The following is an 18,285-nucleotide window of genomic DNA, read 5'->3' on the forward strand; positions in this document are numbered from 1 at the left end:
ATTCTCACTGCGGTCCTGACCTGCGCATGCGGGCCGAAGGGTCAGCCGGTGCGCGGTACCCCGTCGGCCGCGGCTTCCAGTGCTCCATCCTCGGCGCCGCCCTCCACCCCAGCCGCGACAGGGGGGAGATATGTGAGCGAGGGCATGGCCGGTTTCTACATCGCCACCCCCTTCAGAATCGAGGTGCAGGCCATCGATCGGCACGCCAAGCTGACCGTGTTACGCATGGAGATCATGACCACGGCGACCACCAACACCGCTGGCGACTTCGGCTACGGCACTCTGCCGACCTCCTTCGCCAGGTTCAGGTTGTTCGACCCGATCGGCAAGAAGACATACTTCACCCTGCGCGAGAACGACAGCAACGGCGACGCCTTCGGCACCAGGAACCGCAAAGCCGCTTTCGACTATCCCGAGGACTTCGTGCCAGGCGTGCGCTACCCGGTCGAGGTCTACTTCCCGCCGCTTCCCGCCACCGCCAAGACGATGTCGATCGTGCCCGACCTGCCGATGGGCCCGATGACCGGCATCCCGGTCACCGACGGCGACGCTGAGCCGACCGCCCGTGAGCGCAGCTCCTCTGACCTGCCGAAGACCGGCGACTCGTTCCAGTGGCCCGTCGTCGTGCCGAACGGGGAGATCTGGTCAAGCGTTTCCGACCTGAACGAACTGGTGGAGACACCGGTGATGACCACCACGCAGGCGGGCGACACGGAGACGATCGGCCTGCGCACCGACGTACTGTTCGCCTTCGACAAAGCGCGTCTGAGCACGAAGGCGGCGGCCGTACTCGATGACGTGGTCGAGGAGACCAGACGACGGGCCGACCCCGCCAAACCGCCCATCACGATCACCGGTCACACTGACAACAAGGGCGACGACGGTTACAACCAGACGCTGTCGGTCAAGCGGGCCGAGGCGGTGCAGAAGTATCTGGCCGCCAGGCTCGGCAGCGACTACCAGTACAGACCGGAAGGCAGGGGTGAGAGCGACCCGATCGCCAAGAACGAGAAGCAGGACGGCAGCGACGATCCCGCAGGGCGGGCCAGGAACCGCCGCGTAGAGATTTCCTATTCCATCAAGCAACAGGGCCCGGACGTGACCATCACCACGAGCCCCTCCGCCGGCCAAGTACGCGGCTCCACCGTGGCGCCGGCCCCCTTCCGTGCCGATCCAGGAGCGCGGGTGGCCGGTTTCACCTGGTCGCTCCGCAGCCGGCTGGACCAGCTCAAGGTGGACGTGCTGCCGCTCTATCGTGACGGCGCCTACGTGGTGGCCTCCTTCGACATAACCAAGGCCAACGACGGCACGTTCGTCCCGTTCCCCGCCCCCTTCTCCGGGTGGGACCACCCGTTCTCCGCCGGCTCCGATTTCGGCGCGTTCATCCTCGTCGATCCGGCCACCAAGGCGCGCTACCACCCGCTCAAGATGTACACGGAGTTCGTCGAGAACTTTGTGCCCGCCCTGGATGCAGGCGAGACCAGCAGGGCCTACGTCTACTATCCCGCCCCGCCCGACGACCGCACGAGCATCACGCTGGAGGTGGCCAACGGAGGCGTCTACCCGGGAGTCCCCATCGAACGCTGACCGGCCGACAGCTCACCAGGACGCTTCCGGACACGGCGGCACAGACGCCAGTTCACGCTGTTGAAGGTGATCAGCATGACAGGAAACGCTCGGACGGATCGGGCGTATCCGTGGCGCGGGCCGGACGACGCCTCAGCTCCAGCAGCAGCCGATCGTCATACTCCACCGGGTCATAAACCCCGTCGGTATCGGCCGGCAGAGCGCCCGACAGCGCGCACAACTCCAGCAGCTGATACCAGTCTCTCCCCGATCGCGCCAGGCGCGACATGTCGATGCCCAGCACCAGCCCGACGTGCCCCAAGGTGATCTCGGCTACCAGCCGCTGAAACCCCGCACGGCCTACCGCGCTCGCTGCGGACTCGCCCAGATCATCGTCGATCACCATCACCCGATAGGCCCGCCCACCCGCTCGACTACCTCGGCCGGCCGCAACAGCCCTTCACGGCCGATCATCGGTGTCGAGCCGGACTCGACCATCGGGCACCCCCGCCGAGGATGGACGCCATCCGGTAGGCGGCGTAGGAGTCCGGTTTGCGGCGGCCGCGGTTGTAGCGCTGGGTGGTGCCGGAGAAGCCGCGGTCGATGTAGATCCGGTCCGGCTTCGACGCCAAGGGCGCACAGTTGCTCGGTCTGCACGATGACGTCCTGCCCGTTGGTGGAGCAGCGGGCGTAGCCGACCCGTCGTTGGCCGTCCATGGCCGGTGATTGTCCCGCATGGCCCTCCGTCACCGGGACGGCGCCCGGAACACCACTGAAAGTTGCTGTGAGCTAGATCACGGTTGAGGTTGACCTTGGGTCAGGGTGGAAGCTCGTCGCAGCGGCACGACGCCGACCGGACATAACAGATTCGAAGGAGCAAACCACCATGTCCATCACCCTTTCCGACCAGGACAAGAGCACCCTGCGGACCGCCGCATACGGCGCGGTCTCGTTGGTTGCCGCTGCCGGTGCCGCCGGCGGCATGCCGCAAAAGATCGCCACCGACGGCAGCATTGCCCTGGCGTCGGCGACCGGCCTGATCGGGCACGTGCTCGGCGACAGGTCAAAGAGCATCAAACTGGACAGCAAGTCCGTCGCCGCACTCGCCGACCAGGTGCTACCGACCCTGACCGCAGCGGTGACCCTGCTCGAGAAACAGGCTCCGGCAGAGGCCGACAACTTCCGCAGCATCGTCCTGCTCGCCATCGAACCCGCCCAGATCCGTCATGGCCACCCCAGCCCCGCCATGGCCGAGATGGCCCGCAAGATCACCGCCGCCCTCGATGCCGCCGGGGTGGCCACCGCGGACAGCGGGGCTGTGCCGGCGGCTGCTGCCAGGCAGGATCGCCCGGAGCTGCAGAAGGCGCTCGAGGAGATCGTCGATGACGGTTTCGTCGGGGTGTCGCTGCGCGTGCACGATGCGCGGGGCGAGTGGGTCGGCAGCGCCGGGGCGGCCGAGCTGGGTGGGGCCGCGAAGCCGCCGACGAACGGGCATGTCCGGATCGGCAGCAACACCAAGACCTTCACCTCGACCCTGGTGCTGCAACTGGTGGCCGAGGGCAAGGTCGAGCTGGACACCCCGGCGGCGGACTACCTGCCCGAGTTCGGGCTGGACGAGCGGATCACGGTGCGAATGCTGTTGCAGCACACCAGCGGGGTGTTCAACTTCAGCGGCGAGGTCTACGACGACGGGACGGTCGTGCTGGGGATCCCCATGCCCTACGGCCCCGCGGGCGCAGAGTGGCTGGACAACCGGTTGAAGACCTACCGGCCGCAGGAGCTGGTGGAGCTGGCGTTGTCCAAGCCGGCGCGGTTCGAGCCGGGGACGGGCTGGAGCTATTCCAACACCAACTACGTGCTGGCCCGGCTGCTGATCGAGAAGGTCACCGGCCGCACCTACGCCGAGGAGATGCGGCGGCTGATCCTGGGGCCGCTCGGGCTGTCGGGCACTGTGGTGCCGGACGCCTCGCCGGAGATCCCCGAACCGCACGCCCACGCCTACTATCGCCACGAGGACGGCGGGGAGCAGAAGACGATCGACATCACCCGCCAGAACCCCTCCTGGATCTCCAGCGGCGGTGACATGATCTCGACCACTCAGGACCTTCACACCTTCCTCTCCGCGCTGCTGGGCGGCAAGCTCCTGCCGGCCTCGCTGCTGGCCGAGATGTGCACCCCGCACCCGACGGGCATCCCGAACATGGACTACGGCCTGGGAGTGTTCGTGCTGACCACGGACGGCGGCGGCACCCTCATCTCCCACAACGGAGCCGCCGTGGGCCACGCGGCGCTGATGTACAGCACACCCGACGGCAGCAAGACCCTGACCGCCGCGCTGAACTGCGTGGACGACGCCGACTTGTCCATCGCAGCAGCGTTCCAGAGGGCCCAGCAAAGGCTCCTTGACGAGGTGTTCTGCGGCGGGCAGGCCGATCCGGCTCAGCCGACGGACTGAGCACCTGTGACCCGCACGCTTCGAGGGGCGGCCCCCTTCCGGTCGTGCATCAGGGAGAACGCGAACCGGGGCCACGCCGAGCTGGGCGAACTCGGCCTGGCCCGTCCATGCGCTCGGCTATGGTCTGCCTGGTCGCCAGGTTCGAGCACAAGGCAGGATTGTGCAGATGAACGGAGTCACGATCGGGCAGGCGGCGGCATTCGTCGGCGTCACGGTGAAGACGGTGCGGCATTACCACAAGCTTGGCCTGGTGAAGGAGCCGGAACGCGACAGCTCCGGCTACCGGCGGTACGGATCGGCCGATCTGCTGCGGCTGGTGCAAGTCCGGACGCTGGCCGCCGCCGGGGTGCCGCTGGCCGAGATCGGACCCTTGCTCGACGCCGATGCCGTGCTGTTCGCCGCCGCGCTCGCCGACGTCGAGCGGCAGCTCACCGAACGGATCGAGGAGTTGATCGCGCGGCGTGACACGCTGCACCGGCTCGCTGACGGCGACCGGGCTCTGCTGGGCGACCGCGCTGTGGCGCTGCTGGAGCGGATGTCCGGCCTCGGATTCCCCGCAGAGGAGGTGGCGGCCACCAGAGAGGGCTGGGTGCTGGCCAGAGCCCTGGTCCCCGAGGGCTTCGACGACTACCTCACCCATATCGAGCACGCCCTCGAAGACACCCGGTTCGTCGCCTTGATCAAGCGCGCAACCGAAGCCGCGTCCTGGGAACCGGACGACCCCCGCATCGCCGAGCTCGCCACCGCCATGGCCAACCACTTCCTCGCCAACCCCGAACAGCTGAAGATCGTGACCGGTCTGCAAGCCCGCACCGAGGCCGCGACCCGATACACGCTGATCGCCCTCCACGGCGAAGAGCAGGGATCGGCCGCGGCCCGGGGGGTCACGCTCGTCGAGACCAAGCTCCGCGCCGCCGGCATCCATATCCCCAGACCAGACACCCGCTGACCGCGCCGTGCCCCGGTCCATCGGGGGCCCGGTAGCAACCGGCCCTCCTGGCGTTCTCCCGTCATGACTACGGCTTTTCGACGAGCGTGGTGTTCGTGGTTCGAGCCCGTCTGCGGGGCCGACCCCCCAAACGCGGCCGAGCCGGTGAGCTCTTGCGGCGGAAGGAGGCCCCGTGGATCGCTGGGGTCGCGAACGTTGACTTTGTCGCAACCAATGACGCATCCTATTGCTACAAAGCTTGCGACAAAGGAGGCGCTGTGACCCGCGAACCGCTACCGGACACCGGCCCGCCGACGCGCACGACCGATCTGCGCATGGCGGGCGAGTGGCTGGCCCGGCACGACCTGGCCGACACCCACCCGACCCCGCTGCTCGCCAGCCGGCTGGCGGTCCGCAGACGCGCCCGCCTGGCCACTTACGTCATCCTGGCCGCGCTGATCATCGTGAGCGCCCTCGCCGCCACTTCCGCTTTCGGCGGCCTCCAGTCGCGTCGCCCGCTGCCGCTGCTGGCCCTGGCCGCGTCGGTGGCCGGGCTGCTGCTGGCACAGTCGCTGCTCGACCGGTGGGTGCGACGCGTCGACCAGCGGGCGGGCGCGACGCTGTCGCGCAGGGCCGCCCATACGATCCAGCCCGGCTGGCAGGCCGTGCTCGGCCGGCCGTACGCCGTTTTCGCCGTCGCCACGTTCGCCGGTGCGCTGGTGCTGGCCGCAAGCGCCCTGGCCGTTCCCGACCCCACCGTGCGGCAACCGGCCGTCGTCGTGCTGATCGGCCTGCTCGGCGCGACGGCCATCACCGCCCTGCAGCTGCGCCACCCGCTCAGTTTCCCAGTCGTGGCGGAGGACGAGGAATCGCTGGCCGCCGACGTCATCATGCGCGTCGAGGACGCCCGCGAGCTCACCACGCCGAACGTGCAGTGGTCGCTGCCGGTGGTGCTGGTCGGCACCGCGCCCGGCTGGTGGAATGCCGCCGCGGTCGCCTACCTGCTCCTGAGCCTGGCCGCGTGCGTCGCGCTCCATGCCAGGACGCCGTCGTGCGCGACGGTGGCCCGGCGGGCCATGAGCGTCCGATGATCGTCATCGATGCGGCCTCGCCGGTACCGCCGTTCGAGCAGCTGCGGGCCCAGCTCGCCCGGCAGATCCAGGACCGCACGCTGGCCGTGGGCGCCCGGCTGCCGACCATCCGCCACCTGGCGGCCGACCTCGGCCTGGCCGTCAACACGGTCGGCCGGGCCTACCGGGAGCTGGAGGAGGCGGGGCTGATCGAGACGCGCGGGCGGGCGGGCTCGTTCGTGTCGGCCGCCGGCCAGGAAGGCCGGGAGCGGGCCCGCCGGGCCGCCGCCGACTACGCCGCCGTGATCGCCAGCGTCGGCCTCGACGCGGCCGAAGCGCTCCGCATCGTGCAGGCGGCTCTGGCGGCCGGCGCGGCGGCACCGGCCTCGCCATGACCGCGACCCGGCCGCGGGGACCAGGCCTTCCCGGGAGTTCCTCGTGTCCGTGTGAACGGAGGCGTATGTACACGCGAGAAGGGTCTGCCGCGGCAACAGCAGACCCCTCGCAACCCTTGATCCGTGCCTGGTCAGGACAGAAGCGACATCAAAGGGGCTCACCAAAGCGAGCGCTCGACAAGCTTCCCCACGCGTGTGGGGATGCCTTGCTTGGACGTAAGCATGCAGGCTCGCCGGCCCTCGGTGAAGCCACCTGACGGCCGTTTGAGCATCTTTGAACTGCCCTGAACTTCTTCGAACAGCACCGAACACCTGTGAACGCCACCGAACGACGACGGACGGTGAAGGGCACGTGGAGGGCGGGCGGGCCGGATTTATGGCTATTCGTCTGAATTCAGACTTCGATCTCAAGGGGGGACCGTTGCGCCATCATTGCTCTATGGGGTCCCGGCAGCAATGGCGGAAAATCCAACGAAACTGGCATTGACCTGTGGTTTCTTCGCAGCAGGCCGGACGGCCCAAGCTGAATCATCTTCCTGTACACGCAGGTCAGGCCCTACTTCGTTGGATTCACGGCCGAAACTACGAGGACCCCTCCCGGGGGCTGGAACGCGTTTTCCGGCCCTCGGCCCGTGCGCCCGTCGAGAGCGTTATACACGCCATACGTCCGAAATATGGGGATTTGCAGGGTTCCCCGCCCCTCATGTCGATGTCACCGTTGGGGCAGCCCTGGCCGGCCACGGCTCCTTGCGCTTGCGGACAAGGAGTCATCGCGTATGAACCTCAAAACCACGCTGGGAGCGTTCGCTCTCATGACGGTCGTCGCCATGGGCGCGACGGCGCCGGCGAGCGGCGCGGAGACCACGAGCACGGTGCCCCGGCTCGCCACGGCACACAGTACGGGCACGGACGGGAGCCTCTCCTCCGGCCAGGTGCTCCTGGGCTCAGGCAACAGTCACTTCAACGGCAACCCGGTGACCATCCAGACCACGAACTCCGGGAGCCTGTACTCCCTGAACGACCCCACCCGCCCCGGTCTGAGCTGCGGCCCTCTCAACGGCCCCGTCTTCACCAAGACGACCGACACCTGGGGCAACGGAACCGGCACCAGCCTGGAGACCGCCTGCGTCGACGTCATGTTCGCCGCGCAGAAACACTGGGACATGCTGCGCGACTGGCTGGGACGCAACGGCGTCGACGGAGCCGGCCGCTTCTACCCGGCGTCCGTCGGCCTGAACAACGTCAACGCCTACTGGGACGGCACCCGCGCCGTCTTCGGCCACAACAGCGCCCACACCAAGCAGCTCACCTCACTCGACGTGGTCGGCTATCAGTACGGCCTCGCCGTCTATGAGATGTCCGGTTCCGATGACGGGAACGGCGCGGAGGCGCGGGATCTCAACAAGTCGGCGGCCGACATCTTCGGCACCCTGACCGAGCACTACGTCAACCACCCCCTCGCCCTGGACGAGCCCGACTATCTGATCGGCGAGGAGGTGAACACGGTGGGCACGGGACCGCTCATCCACATGTACAACCCCTCGCTGACGGGGCAGCAGAACTGCTACGGCTCTCTCCTGCCGCCCTACTACGGGGGACCGCAGGACCACTGGTTCTACCTGCTCGCGGAGGGCACCAACCCGCCGGGCAAACCCGCCAGCCCGGTCTGCGCCGGCCCGTCTTCGCTGACCGGCATCGGCATCCAGAAAGCCGCCCGGATCTTCTATCTGGGGCTCCAGCGCAAGTCCCTTGGCTGGTCATACGGCAGGGCACGCGTGGCCACCATGCAGGCCGCCAAAAACCTCTACGGCTGTCCCGAGATGAACGCGACCAAGGCCGCGTGGACTGCCATCCGCGTCCCCGGCCAGGTCGGCGAGCCGACCTGCTCGATGCCCACTCCCACTCCTTCCGGCGCTCCCAGTCCTACCAGCCCTTCCGGTCCGTCCTCCTCTCCCAGCGGGATCACGGTCGACCCGCCCTCGGCCAGGGTCGGCCCCGGTGGATCCACCACCGTCCAGATCAAGCTGTCGCCCGGCACACCCCGGCAGGTGCCCCTGTCCGCCAGCGGCAGCCCTGCGGGGACGGCCGTCAGCATCATCCGGGACGATCAATCCACCACGGCGATCATCAACGTCTCGGCCGGCACCCCCCAGGGCACCTATACCATCACCTTCGTCGCGACCTCCGAAGACTCCGCCAAGACGACCCATTTCACCCTCATAGTCGCGGGGGACGACGACTAGCCGTCTTTTCGAGCCGGGTGCCCGAACACCAGACGCTTCCACACGCCCGTCACCACGTCGGCATCGACGAACCGCATCGGCAGCAGCGTCGCTGAATGATCTTTCGGCTTGTGGGCCAGGGCCTTCGGCAGCGCCTGCATCGCGGCCAGGATCTTCTCGCCCTCGAGGTTGGCGCCGAACTCGATCACCTCGGTCAGCACCTTCACGAATCCCGAGACCGTCGGGTACCGCGAGGCCATCTCCGCGCGCCAGCCGCCATCATCGTCGGCGCCCGGCGGCGGCACCAGCTCGTTCACGGTCTCCACCGCCTCGCGCAGCTCCCGGCGCGGGATCCGGGCTTCGATCATCGCCCACACCTCGAACAGAGCGACCTCGTCCCCGATCTCGGCCGCCTCCAGCAACACCTCGACCGCCAGGGCCAGCCGGGCCGAGGCCTTGGCCAACTTCGGGTGCCGCCTGACCTTTTGCTTGTCGGCCTCCCGCTGCGCCTTGCCCAGCAACTCGGTTACCATCAGCAGATCCAGCGCGTCGTCGATCGTCTTGGTCTCCAACCGCCGCACCGATGCCACCAGCGTGGCGATCTGCCGCTGCTGCGGGTGTCGCTTCAGCTGCGCCGACCGCGCGCCCAGCTCGTACTTGGCCAAGTCCAGCAGCCGCCGCTGTGGCACCGACGGATCAAGCTCCAACCGGCCCAGTCCTGAGGCGAGGATTTCTTCCACCAGCGACAACGCCTTCACCAGGCCAGGTCCGGACGCCTTGGACGGGCCGGTCCGCCACCGCCACCGCCACCGCTCCCACTCCGACACCTTCTTGCCCGGTGGGACCTCCAGCAGATTCTCCATGCCGACGACCTGCTCGGCCGTCGGCCCCGCGGCCAGGGTGTCGTACAGACGCTGCGTCCCCGCGTCACCAAGCGCGTCAACGTCGTCACCCCCGGCAGCAGCACGTCGTTCTCCCGCAGCCAGCGCACCGACCACTGGAACAGCGCCGTCGGACCATCCCCGGAGTTCCACGCGTGCGCCGCCAACGACGCCACGAACTCGTCCTCGCAGTCCGCGAAGTCCTTCAACCCGAAGGGCTTTTGGATCTGGCCTGCGTGCTCGCGATGCGTCTCCTCCCGCTGCGCGTACCTCTTCAGGCAGGACGCGTCCTGAATCCCCAGCTGCTCAGCCAGGCAGTCGATCACCTCGGTCGGCACTCCATCCAGTTGAACGGCATAGCCGAGCCGGTTGTGTGGACCCCGGCACCTCTTGACCAGCCTGCGATCCGCGTCATCGAGGAAGAACACCTTCTCCAGCTCCGCCCGCGACGGCGGCCCACAAAACCGCCCATACCGCGCCGCTTCGCCGTCGCTCAAGAAGTCCACAGGCATATACGGAAAGTAGAACCCATCCGGACATATCGTTAACAAAGTGATCGAACACTTACAAGACGATCGCGCAAGGTTCGCAGAGACAGTCCCGCGCAGTCCATCCCGCCGAGTGCGGCGGAACGGAAACGTACGCCAGAACCGCTTCGCCGCCCGCGTTGAACCATCACTGCTGACCTGGGGAATGGGCTTAGCGTACGTTTTCGTTCCGCCACACTCTGACCCCCGACGCTGACCAGCGATCCGGCCTACGAGCCCGGGTGGATCCGCTACCGGTTGGCCTGCTGGCGCAGCGAGGACGGAACCTCGGCGCCGTCGCTCGCCCACGGCCGCACCGAGCGCCGGGCCGCCGAGGCCGCCGCCCTGGCCGCCACCCGCACCGAGCGCGAGCAGGCCGTGGTCACCCGCGCCGATGCCGCCACCGCCGCCGAGGCCGCCCGCGCCCACCTCGCCGCCGCCAGCCCGAAGGCGTGCGAGGCGATGCGCCGCCAGCACCTGCAGCAGCAGGCCCGCCGCCGCTCCACCGCCGTGTTCCAGAACGCCGAGGAGGTCCCGCTGACCCCTGCGACCGAACCGCAGGACGTCTTCGAGCGCGAGGTCCTGGCCCGCCACACCCTGCCCGCCACGACCTGGTCGAGCGAGCCCAAGGCCGACTACGGCAGCGATGACGCGGCCGCCCTCGCCGCCGAGCGCGCCTGGCTGGTGCAGATGATGACCACCGATCCCAAGAGGAACCGATGACCCCACCCACCAGCGCCATAGCGCCCCCGGCGCGTTTCGTCGCCCGAGCTCGGCGCGTGGCCACCACGACGCAACTTCGACCGGTTGCGTCGTGCGCCAGCGCCCGCCGTGGTGGGCGACGAAACGGTGGTGGCGGGCGATGAGCGAGGCCTCCGTCTGCCCGGTGTGCTCAGCGCCGATCGCCGCGGCCCGCACCGGCCGACCCGCCCGCTACTGCGGAACGCCGTGCCGTCAGGCCGCGCACCGGGCCTGCCTGATCGGCTATGGAGCCGTGACCAGAAGCTTCTATTTCGCCCTCGAAGGAACACTCGAAGGAACATCGGTACAGGGGTGCCGCTCAGAAGCCGTGATGGACGATCCCGGCTTTGGTGACGGCGCCGTGCTCCAGGCCCTGAGCAGCGAGGATGTCTCCGTACTCACCGCTGGCGATCAGCTTGTCGAGGGCCTTCATGAGTGCGTCGCGCAGAGCGGTATCCGAGCTGTCCACGGCCATGCCGAGGGGGATGTCATCGGTCAGGTCGACATTCGGCAGGTGGAGCTCGCCGTCGGAGTCTCGCGCTTCCCTGACGGCGAACGGGAGCTCGGTGATGCGCCCATGCAGTGTGTCCGTGCGGAGAGCCTCGTCGATCGGGTGTGGCCCGCACAGCTCGGTGGAGGTCTTCTTGACCGCCTCCTCGACGAAGCCGTGGTTCAGGAAAGAGAAGTTCTTGCCGCAGAGGTCGGCCTTCGACCGGATGTCCTGGGCTGTCTCCCACGGGGCGACGACGGCGTACCCGACGTCGAAGTAGTGGATGAGGGCCAAGTCCTGCTCGCCCCCGTCGAAGGCGTCCGGGAGGCCCGGCATGGCCACGTCAAACGTTTCGGCGGGAGGACCCGGGTCCTCCCGGTTCAAGAGGCCGTCGATCATGGCACTGGGGCCTTCGACGGCGAAGAGCTCCACTTTCAAGCCGAGTTGATCACCGAGTGCGCGGGCCAGATCGGGGCCGATGGTGGGGGTGTCGCCGTCAGACGGGGATACCGTGCCGTCGTTCACCGCGACCTTGAGGGTTCCCGGTTCCCACAGGCCGAGTTTGTTCGTTCGGGCGCTGCTGCGGCTCGGGTTCGCCGACCCTTCCGCGTCATCGAACGGGCCTTTGAAGAGGTAGACCGTCGTTGCCGTCAGCGCCACGGCCAGCGCCGCCGACCCCACGGTCAGCCAGGTCCGCCGGCGTCGGGACGAGGGGGAGGGCGACGAAGAGGGCGGTGCGGCAGACGGGGGGTCGGGTTCGGCCGCCGGGGCAGTGGTCCTGGCGGTCGGGGCGGGCGGGCCGGCATTCGGGAGCCGCACGGTCGGCCCCGTGCCTTCCGCGACGGCGGTCAGCATCGCGTCGAGCCGTTCGGCCGAGGGCCGTTGCGCCGGATCGACGACGAGGAGTTCCGTCAACACGGGGGCCAGAGCCCCGGCCCGGACAGGCGGTGGTACCTCGCCGTCAAGGACGGCGGCCATGGTGGCAAGCGCGGTCGGCCGTCGCATGGGGCTGTGGCCCTCGATGGAGACATACAGCATGATGCCCAGCGACCAGAGGTCCGAGGCGGGGTCGTCGTCCTTGCCCCTGATGCGCTCGGGTGCGATGTACTCGGGCGTGCCGATAAGCTCACCGGTCGCGGTCAGCGTCGTGGATGCGCCCGTGGCGAGGGCCGGGTCGGTCCGCTGGAGGGCGGCGATGCCGAAGTCGGTGAGCACCGCGTTGCCGTCCGGGCGCAGCAGCACGTTGGCGGGTTTCACATCGCGGTGGCAGATGCCAGCGGCGTGTGCGGTGCGCAGTGCGGCCAGTACCTGCCGACCGATGCGAGCGCCCTCCCGCGGCTCCAGCTGCGTCCCTTGGTCCAGGAGATCCGCCAGGCTGCCACCCGGCACCAACTCCATCACGAGCCAGGGGAAGGAGCCCTCGGTGCCTTCCACGACATGATGGATCGTCACCACGTGCGGGTTGCTGATCCGAGCCAGGGCACGGGCCTCACGCAGTACGCGTTCGCGCAGCACGCCGGTGGCCCCGGCGTGCTCGGGAGCGAGATCCGGAGCCGGTGGGGTGACCTGCTTGACGGCGACCTCGCGGTGCAGTACCAGATCACGCGCCCGCCACACGGTGCCCATCCCGCCGCTGCCCAGCCGCTCCACCAACTCGAAGCGCCCGTCTAGGACTTCACCGCTCCGGCCCTCGATCATGTGTGCAGCGTAGCGGGCCGTCCGTGCCCCGGCCCCACATCGGCCACACGTACCGCAAAGCGTCTCAGATCAGCTTAGTGATCCACACCACGAGTGAGCCGTGCCCTCGACGCTCCGACTGCCCGGACAGGACGACCCCCAAGGCCCGACGCTTGGGTAGCTGCGATGAGCCCCAAGGTAGCGCTGAGTAACGCGGTTGCGGCGTCCTCCTCCCGAGCGTGGCCCCAGCCGCCAGGTAGTCCCGACCACTCAGAATCCCTGTTCTGTCCGATTCCTGGAATGGCTTAGCCGCAGGTCAGCGCGTCAGAGATGCTCTCGATGCGGATTCGGGCGCATCCCAGCGCCACCCTCCGGTGCCGAAACCTCGGCCTTCGCGCTATCCGGCGCGGACCCCCACGCGACCTGTAACGATCGGTCTACTTGACGGTGGGGGCCCACGCTCGGGAGGAGGACGCCGATTCGGGATGCTCGACAGCCGACGTGCGGGACTTGGTCGTCAGCTGTCGAGTTTGGCCGCCTGCATGGCGCCGAGCCGCCGCACGAACTGGGCGGTGACGATCGCCGTCGGTACGACCAACACGTGCAGGACCAGGCTGGCCCAGGCGCCTGGCGTGAACTCGTACCTCAGGCTATGGGTGCTGTAGTCGTAGTCTGTGGTGAGGAGTGTCGTCCACTCGATCCAGAAGAGGGGCCAGGTCAGGAAAGTGACCAGCCACAGGGCCCACCATGTGTGCAGGAGACCGGCCGGGGCTGTCGTGCCGCCGCGTCCAGGGGGGCTGGAGGCGTGCCAGATGTCGTCGGCGATCTGCTTGGGCAGCCATAGGTTGCCGATCGGGATGAACCAGCCGTATACGGCCATGGAGGGGCGGTAGCGCAGCCGGCCGGGCGCGAGCCGTTCGGCGACGACTCGTACCCGGAAGAACCAGAGCAGCCAGCACGCCGTCAGTCCCAGGCCGGAGACGATCTGGGCCACCAACATGATTTTGCTGGCCGCCTCATCGAAATTGGGGAGGCCGTCGTAGCTCCCTGTCTGGTACCACCGTCCTGCATCGTTGGCAACATTGAGCTGGTGAATCACTGTGCTCACGGAGACCAGGGTGAAGAGGGCAAGCAGCACAGAGCCGGCGATCTCGTAGCCGGTGGCAGAGTGCAGCAGGTCACGGCCGCGCATATGGCGGCGTTCGTTGACCAGCAAGGGCTGGGGGGCCCGCGACGGATTTGCGTGGCCGGACGGTGGCGGTGCCATCGTTCGGGGGCCGCCACCGTCGGTCGCGGTGGCCGGGTCGTGAAGGGCGGTCAGCGCCAGGGTCCGGCGGTCGGCGATGACCTGGGTGAGCGCCTCAGGAAGCCACCGCCCCTGGTCGGGCGAAGCGAGCGCGGTGAGCTGGTTCAGCACCTGCTCCAGGCTTGGCCGGGCGGCGGGGTCCTTGGCCAGGCAGGCCGCCACCAGAGCGGCCAGGGGGGCGGGCACTTCCTGAAGATCAGGGTCGGCGTGCACCACACGGAAGACGACCGCGTGAACGGGCCCCGTCCCAAAGGGGCTGCGGCCGGTCACGGTGAAGGCGAGCAGGCAGCCGAGCGAGAACACGTCCGAGGGCGGCCCGACCTTCTGGGCCATGGCCTGTTCGGGGGACATGAACGCGGCGGTGCCCAGCACGGTGGAGGTCTGGGTGTGGCTGGTGGCATCCAGGGCGCGGGCGATGCCGAAGTCGATCAGACGAGGCCCGTCCTCAGCAAGGATGACGTTGCCGGGTTTGAGGTCGCGGTGCACCATCCCACAGGCGTGCACGGCGGCGAGTCCTTCGGCCAGCCCTGCGCCGAGCACCGCGGCCGACTCCAGAGGGAGCGGCCCGTGCTCGTCGACGGCTTGGTGCAGGGAGCGGCCGGGGATGTAGGCGGTGGCCAGCCACGGCCGGACGGCGTCGGTGTCGGCGTCCACGACCTGGGCGGTATAGAACCCGCCGACCTTGCGGGCGGCGTCCACCTCGGAAGCGAAGCGGCGCCGGAAGTCGCTGTTGCCGGCCAGCTCCGGGCGCACCACTTTGACGGCGACCAGGCGCCCGCCCGGAGAGCGGCCCAGGAACACCTCCCCCATCCCGCCCCCGCCAAGCCTTGCGTGTAGCCGGTAGGAGCCGATGTGAGCCGGGTCGCCGTCGCGTAGGGGGTCGGTCATGGTGACTCATCCTCGTCGAGATCTTCGCCGGCCGGTGTCGATGATTCCAAAAGAGATGTCACCGGAATATGGCAGAAATGGGCCGAGCCGGGGCGCTGACCGGACAGAACCTCAACTCTGTGCGGCCTCCGGAATCGCATCACCGCAGGTCACCACTCTCACGTCGGTTCCCGGGCCTGCGACAGCGCTCTACTTTGGGGCTCACCGCACGGACCCGAGCGGAGAGCCCACAACACCGAGGTGATCGAGCGCCTCGCCGCCCGCGTCGAGGAGACCAGAGCCCGGCGTGAGCAACGGGAAGTCCAGCAGAGGCAAGCAGCGGCCGAGGCCCCGGCCTGATTCGTCGTCCACCACGGCAGCCGCCGACGAACGACGGAACCTGGGCCGGGGTTGCGTCGCGGCGGCCGCGGGCCAAGCTCCGGCGACGAAAGACGGCGCGGGATCGCCGCCGAGGTTGCTGGGGACGGCGAGCGCCTGGACGTCGTCGGCGGCCCTGAGTATGGCCGTCGCTCCCCGGCCCCCAAGGCCGCATCCTTCGCTGCGCTCGGCTGCGCCTTGACCGCCGGATTCGACGACGGCCCCCAGGGCCCTTACGACGACGCCCGGTCGCGTCGGCACCCGAGCGGAAGTGTCCGTTCCGACGGAACTCTGCCGGCAGCCAGTACGTCAAGCGGCAGGAAGCAGAGTAGGTCTGAACAACGGCGGACGAAATCGTTCGGACTCACCCTGCCGCTTCGGCGCGTAGGATCTGCGGCCCCGGCTGCGGCCGTAGCTGGCCAACGCCGAGCACCGGGAGAATGCCGGCGGCCAGCCGAACGCGCCCACCTGATACCTTCCTGGCTCATACTCGTGCGCACGGCCGTTGCCCAGATCCCGATCTCCTGGAACATCCCCGGCAACCTGAGCGAGATCACGCGAGTGGTCGAAGCCTGCGCCGATAACGACCTGATGGTCTTCCCCGAAGGAGCCCTGTCCGGCTACGGCGCCGACCTGACTCCGCTTTCCCGGCTGAATCCGGCCGAGTTGGAGGCGGCCATCACCGAACTCGCCGAGGTGGCCGCGCGAACCGGTGTCCACGTGATCTGCGGATCACTGATCCCCGACGCCGGGCAGTGGTGGAACGCTTCCCTCGTCTTCGCCCCCGAAGGTGAGCGACACACCTATCGGAAGATCAACCTGGCGATGAACGAGCGCGGTGTGCTGGCCGCTGGCTCCGCCCTTCCCGTGCACCGGCTCGCGCTTCCCGCGGGAGAGGTCACCGTCGGGACGCAGATCTGCCGGGAGATCCGCTTCCCCGAGCAGTGGCAGCACCTCGCCCGCTGCGGCGCGCAGATGCTCATGTATCTGACGAATGCCGCCAACCCCGCCGAGCCGTATGGGGTATGGCGCAGCCACCTGATCAGCCGGGCGGCCGAGAACCAGCGATGGGTGCTGTCGGCCAACGTCGCCGATCCGGCCACCCACTGCCCGACGATGATCGTCTCCCCGAGAGGCGAGGTCGTCGCCGAGACGGCCGGCGGGGAACCCGCCGTGCTGCGCGCGGTGATCGATACCGGCGGCGCCGGTGACTGGTATCTCGGCCAGCGCCGCCACGACGTCATCGACGCCCGTTACCTCGGTTCGGTCTGACAAGCCGCGTCCAGGCACGGGCTGCGCTGCTTCCCTTTGCATTCCGGTGATGCACCACAGTCACGTTGGCAGGGTGCATGCGAACGTGGCAGGCGTGTTGGCAACCTGGTTCCGGAATCGGCAGTGTTCACCCGAACAGGACAAGAGGAACCCCGGTCTCCGGCGCGGGGGCCGGTTTCAGCATCAGCAAGATATATGGTCCGGCGCCGGATCGGTTTGCAGGCTTTCGCCCTGTTGATCTTCTCTCCTATCGTCGGAGAGGAGATGTCCCGCCAGGGGGCGGGTTGCTTCGCTGAGGGAACCTCATTGTCGGCTGTGGCCGGGAATGCGGCATGATCGACTTGGATGAGGTATTCGGTGGTGATCGGGTCTTTCGGTTGGCAGGCTTGAGCCATGAACTCTCAGATCACTGACGTGCCGAGCCCTCGTGGCTCGGTGCTCCGATCGATTCCCGCTTCCTGTTCGCGCCTGAGCAGGCCGCGCTGATGGCCACGTTGCGCGGCCTGGCGCCCGCCGACTGGGACCAGGAGGCGGTGCCGGGGCTGGACGGTGCGGGATCTCGCCGCGCACGTCCTGGGCGACTTCTACGGGCGCCTGGCCCGGGACCGCGACGGCCACCGGGACGGGCCTGGCTTCGCGCCGGGCGAGAGCTTGGAGGCGTTCATCCACCGCATCAACCAGGAATGGGTCGAGGCCCACCGCCGGGTGAGCCCGGCCGCGCTCAGCGACACGCTCGATGTGGTGGGCGGACAGGTCGTCCGGTTCTTCGAGGCCACCGACCCCAACAGCCTGTCGCTGGGGGTGTCCTGGGCCGGTATTGATCCGGCGCCGATGTGGCTGGACAGCGCCCGCGACTTCACCGAGTTCTGGACCCACCGCCAGCAGATCCGCCACGCAGCAGGCCAGGACACCGACCCCGATCCGCGATTCCTGTCCGTGGTCCTGGACACCTTCATGCGGGCCCTGCCGCACACCCTGCGCGAGGTCGCCGCGCCGTCCGGCACACAGATCCAGGTGCGGATCGACGGCCCGGCCGGGGGCACCTGGACCGTGACGGCCACCGGACCCCGCTGATCCCTCGCCCAACCGGACTCCGCACGCCCTGCCGCGGCCGTCCGCCTGGACACGGAGACCGCCTGGCGGCTGTGCACCCGTGGCATCCAGCCGGACACCGCCCTGGCCCGTGTCCGCATCGACGGCGACCGTGAACTGGGCGAAGCCGCCTGTCAGATCGTGTCGATCGTCTACTGACCGCAGCCGCGACACGCCAGGCCGGGCCATGGCATCCGGTAATCGTCATCCGCGCAGTTACAGGGGGTCTCCGTAGCAACGGCGCAGGAAACAACGGACATGTAGGTCAGCGGCCTATCTTCCTACCGATGGATGCGGCGGCGCCAACGCCGGAAGCGGGCCCGGCAGGCGTCCGAGCAGCACACCGCATCCGCCCGCCGCCCCTCCAGCAGCCGACGGCATGTCAGGCAGCGGCGCCGCTCGTCCCCCACCCTTCGAG

Annotated in this window: 15 protein-coding genes; 9 read left to right on the forward strand and 6 right to left on the reverse strand. The window is 68.7% G+C overall.

Annotated elements, in window-relative coordinates; translation table 11 throughout:
* Positions 1–132 precede the first annotated feature (132 nt).
* Entirely contained in the window at positions 133–1,587 is a 1,455-nt protein-coding gene (locus BM085_RS34000) for an OmpA family protein (protein WP_177245413.1), read from the forward strand.
* A gap of 70 nt (positions 1,588–1,657) precedes the next feature.
* Here BM085_RS34000 and BM085_RS34005 read toward each other — a convergent pair whose 3' ends face one another.
* The gene (locus BM085_RS34005; protein ID WP_342742919.1) at positions 1,658–1,975 is read right to left on the reverse strand and encodes a recombinase family protein; all 318 of its coding nucleotides are present in this window, start codon (positions 1,973–1,975) and stop codon (positions 1,658–1,660) included.
* 61 nt (positions 1,976–2,036) lie between these two features.
* Complete coding sequence (locus tag BM085_RS44850; protein WP_177245414.1) at positions 2,037–2,198, reverse strand: hypothetical protein; 162 nt, start codon at positions 2,196–2,198, stop codon at positions 2,037–2,039.
* Positions 2,199–2,452: 254 nt separating this feature from the next.
* Here BM085_RS44850 and BM085_RS34010 point away from each other — a divergent pair, with 254 nt between their 5' ends.
* The 5 genes from BM085_RS34010 (at position 2,453) to BM085_RS34030 (ending at position 8,657) form a co-directional block, all read left to right on the forward strand.
* Positions 2,453–4,021 carry a serine hydrolase domain-containing protein gene (locus BM085_RS34010; protein ID WP_245789858.1) on the forward strand — a complete coding sequence of 523 codons (1,569 nt, stop codon included), beginning with the start codon at positions 2,453–2,455 and terminating at the stop codon, positions 4,019–4,021.
* Positions 4,022–4,187: 166 nt separating this feature from the next.
* Entirely contained in the window at positions 4,188–4,970 is a 783-nt protein-coding gene (locus BM085_RS34015) for a MerR family transcriptional regulator (protein ID WP_093890902.1), read from the forward strand.
* Between the two features lie 257 nt (positions 4,971–5,227).
* Positions 5,228–6,040 (forward strand): hypothetical protein, encoded by an 813-nt coding sequence (locus BM085_RS34020; RefSeq protein WP_093890903.1) that lies wholly within the window; start codon positions 5,228–5,230, stop codon positions 6,038–6,040.
* Positions 6,037–6,414: a GntR family transcriptional regulator gene (locus tag BM085_RS34025; protein ID WP_093890904.1), complete on the forward strand. Its 378-nt coding sequence runs from the start codon at positions 6,037–6,039 to the stop codon at positions 6,412–6,414. The genes BM085_RS34020 and BM085_RS34025 overlap by 4 nt, the downstream gene beginning before the upstream one ends.
* A gap of 776 nt (positions 6,415–7,190) precedes the next feature.
* Entirely contained in the window at positions 7,191–8,657 is a 1,467-nt protein-coding gene (locus BM085_RS34030) for a M4 family metallopeptidase (RefSeq protein WP_177245415.1), read from the forward strand.
* Here BM085_RS34030 and BM085_RS34035 read toward each other — a convergent pair.
* On the reverse strand, positions 8,654–9,394 hold the full coding sequence (locus BM085_RS34035; RefSeq protein ID WP_143121182.1) for a hypothetical protein: 741 nt from the start codon (positions 9,392–9,394) through the stop codon (positions 8,654–8,656). The two genes, BM085_RS34030 and BM085_RS34035, sit on opposite strands and share 4 nt — an antisense overlap.
* Positions 9,391–10,029, reverse strand: a complete 639-nt coding sequence (locus BM085_RS47590; RefSeq protein WP_093890907.1) for a DUF4158 domain-containing protein — start codon at positions 10,027–10,029, stop codon at positions 9,391–9,393. Before BM085_RS47590 ends, BM085_RS34035 begins: the two co-directional genes overlap by 4 nt.
* A gap of 273 nt (positions 10,030–10,302) precedes the next feature.
* Here BM085_RS47590 and BM085_RS34045 point away from each other — a divergent pair, with 273 nt between their 5' ends.
* A complete protein-coding gene (locus BM085_RS34045; RefSeq protein ID WP_093890908.1) occupies positions 10,303–10,767 on the forward strand; it encodes a hypothetical protein in 465 nt (154 codons plus the stop codon).
* 337 nt (positions 10,768–11,104) lie between these two features.
* Here BM085_RS34045 and BM085_RS34050 read toward each other — a convergent pair whose 3' ends face one another.
* Together BM085_RS34050 and BM085_RS34055 are read right to left on the reverse strand one after the other, a co-directional pair.
* Complete coding sequence (locus BM085_RS34050; RefSeq protein WP_245789860.1) at positions 11,105–12,925, reverse strand: serine/threonine-protein kinase; 1,821 nt, start codon at positions 12,923–12,925, stop codon at positions 11,105–11,107.
* A 544-nt stretch (positions 12,926–13,469) separates the two neighbouring features.
* The gene (locus BM085_RS34055; protein ID WP_093890910.1) at positions 13,470–15,146 is read right to left on the reverse strand and encodes a protein kinase domain-containing protein; all 1,677 of its coding nucleotides are present in this window, start codon (positions 15,144–15,146) and stop codon (positions 13,470–13,472) included.
* Positions 15,147–15,995: 849 nt separating this feature from the next.
* Here BM085_RS34055 and BM085_RS34060 point away from each other — a divergent pair.
* The gene (locus BM085_RS34060; protein ID WP_218158910.1) at positions 15,996–16,775 is read left to right on the forward strand and encodes a carbon-nitrogen hydrolase family protein; all 780 of its coding nucleotides are present in this window, start codon (positions 15,996–15,998) and stop codon (positions 16,773–16,775) included.
* A 549-nt stretch (positions 16,776–17,324) separates the two neighbouring features.
* A complete protein-coding gene (locus BM085_RS34065) occupies positions 17,325–17,849 on the forward strand; it encodes a maleylpyruvate isomerase family mycothiol-dependent enzyme (RefSeq protein WP_245789861.1) in 525 nt (174 codons plus the stop codon).
* Positions 17,850–18,285 lie beyond the last annotated feature (436 nt).

The sequence above is a fragment of the Streptosporangium canum genome (assembly GCF_900113865.1).
Classification (GTDB): domain Bacteria; phylum Actinomycetota; class Actinomycetes; order Streptosporangiales; family Streptosporangiaceae; genus Streptosporangium; species Streptosporangium canum.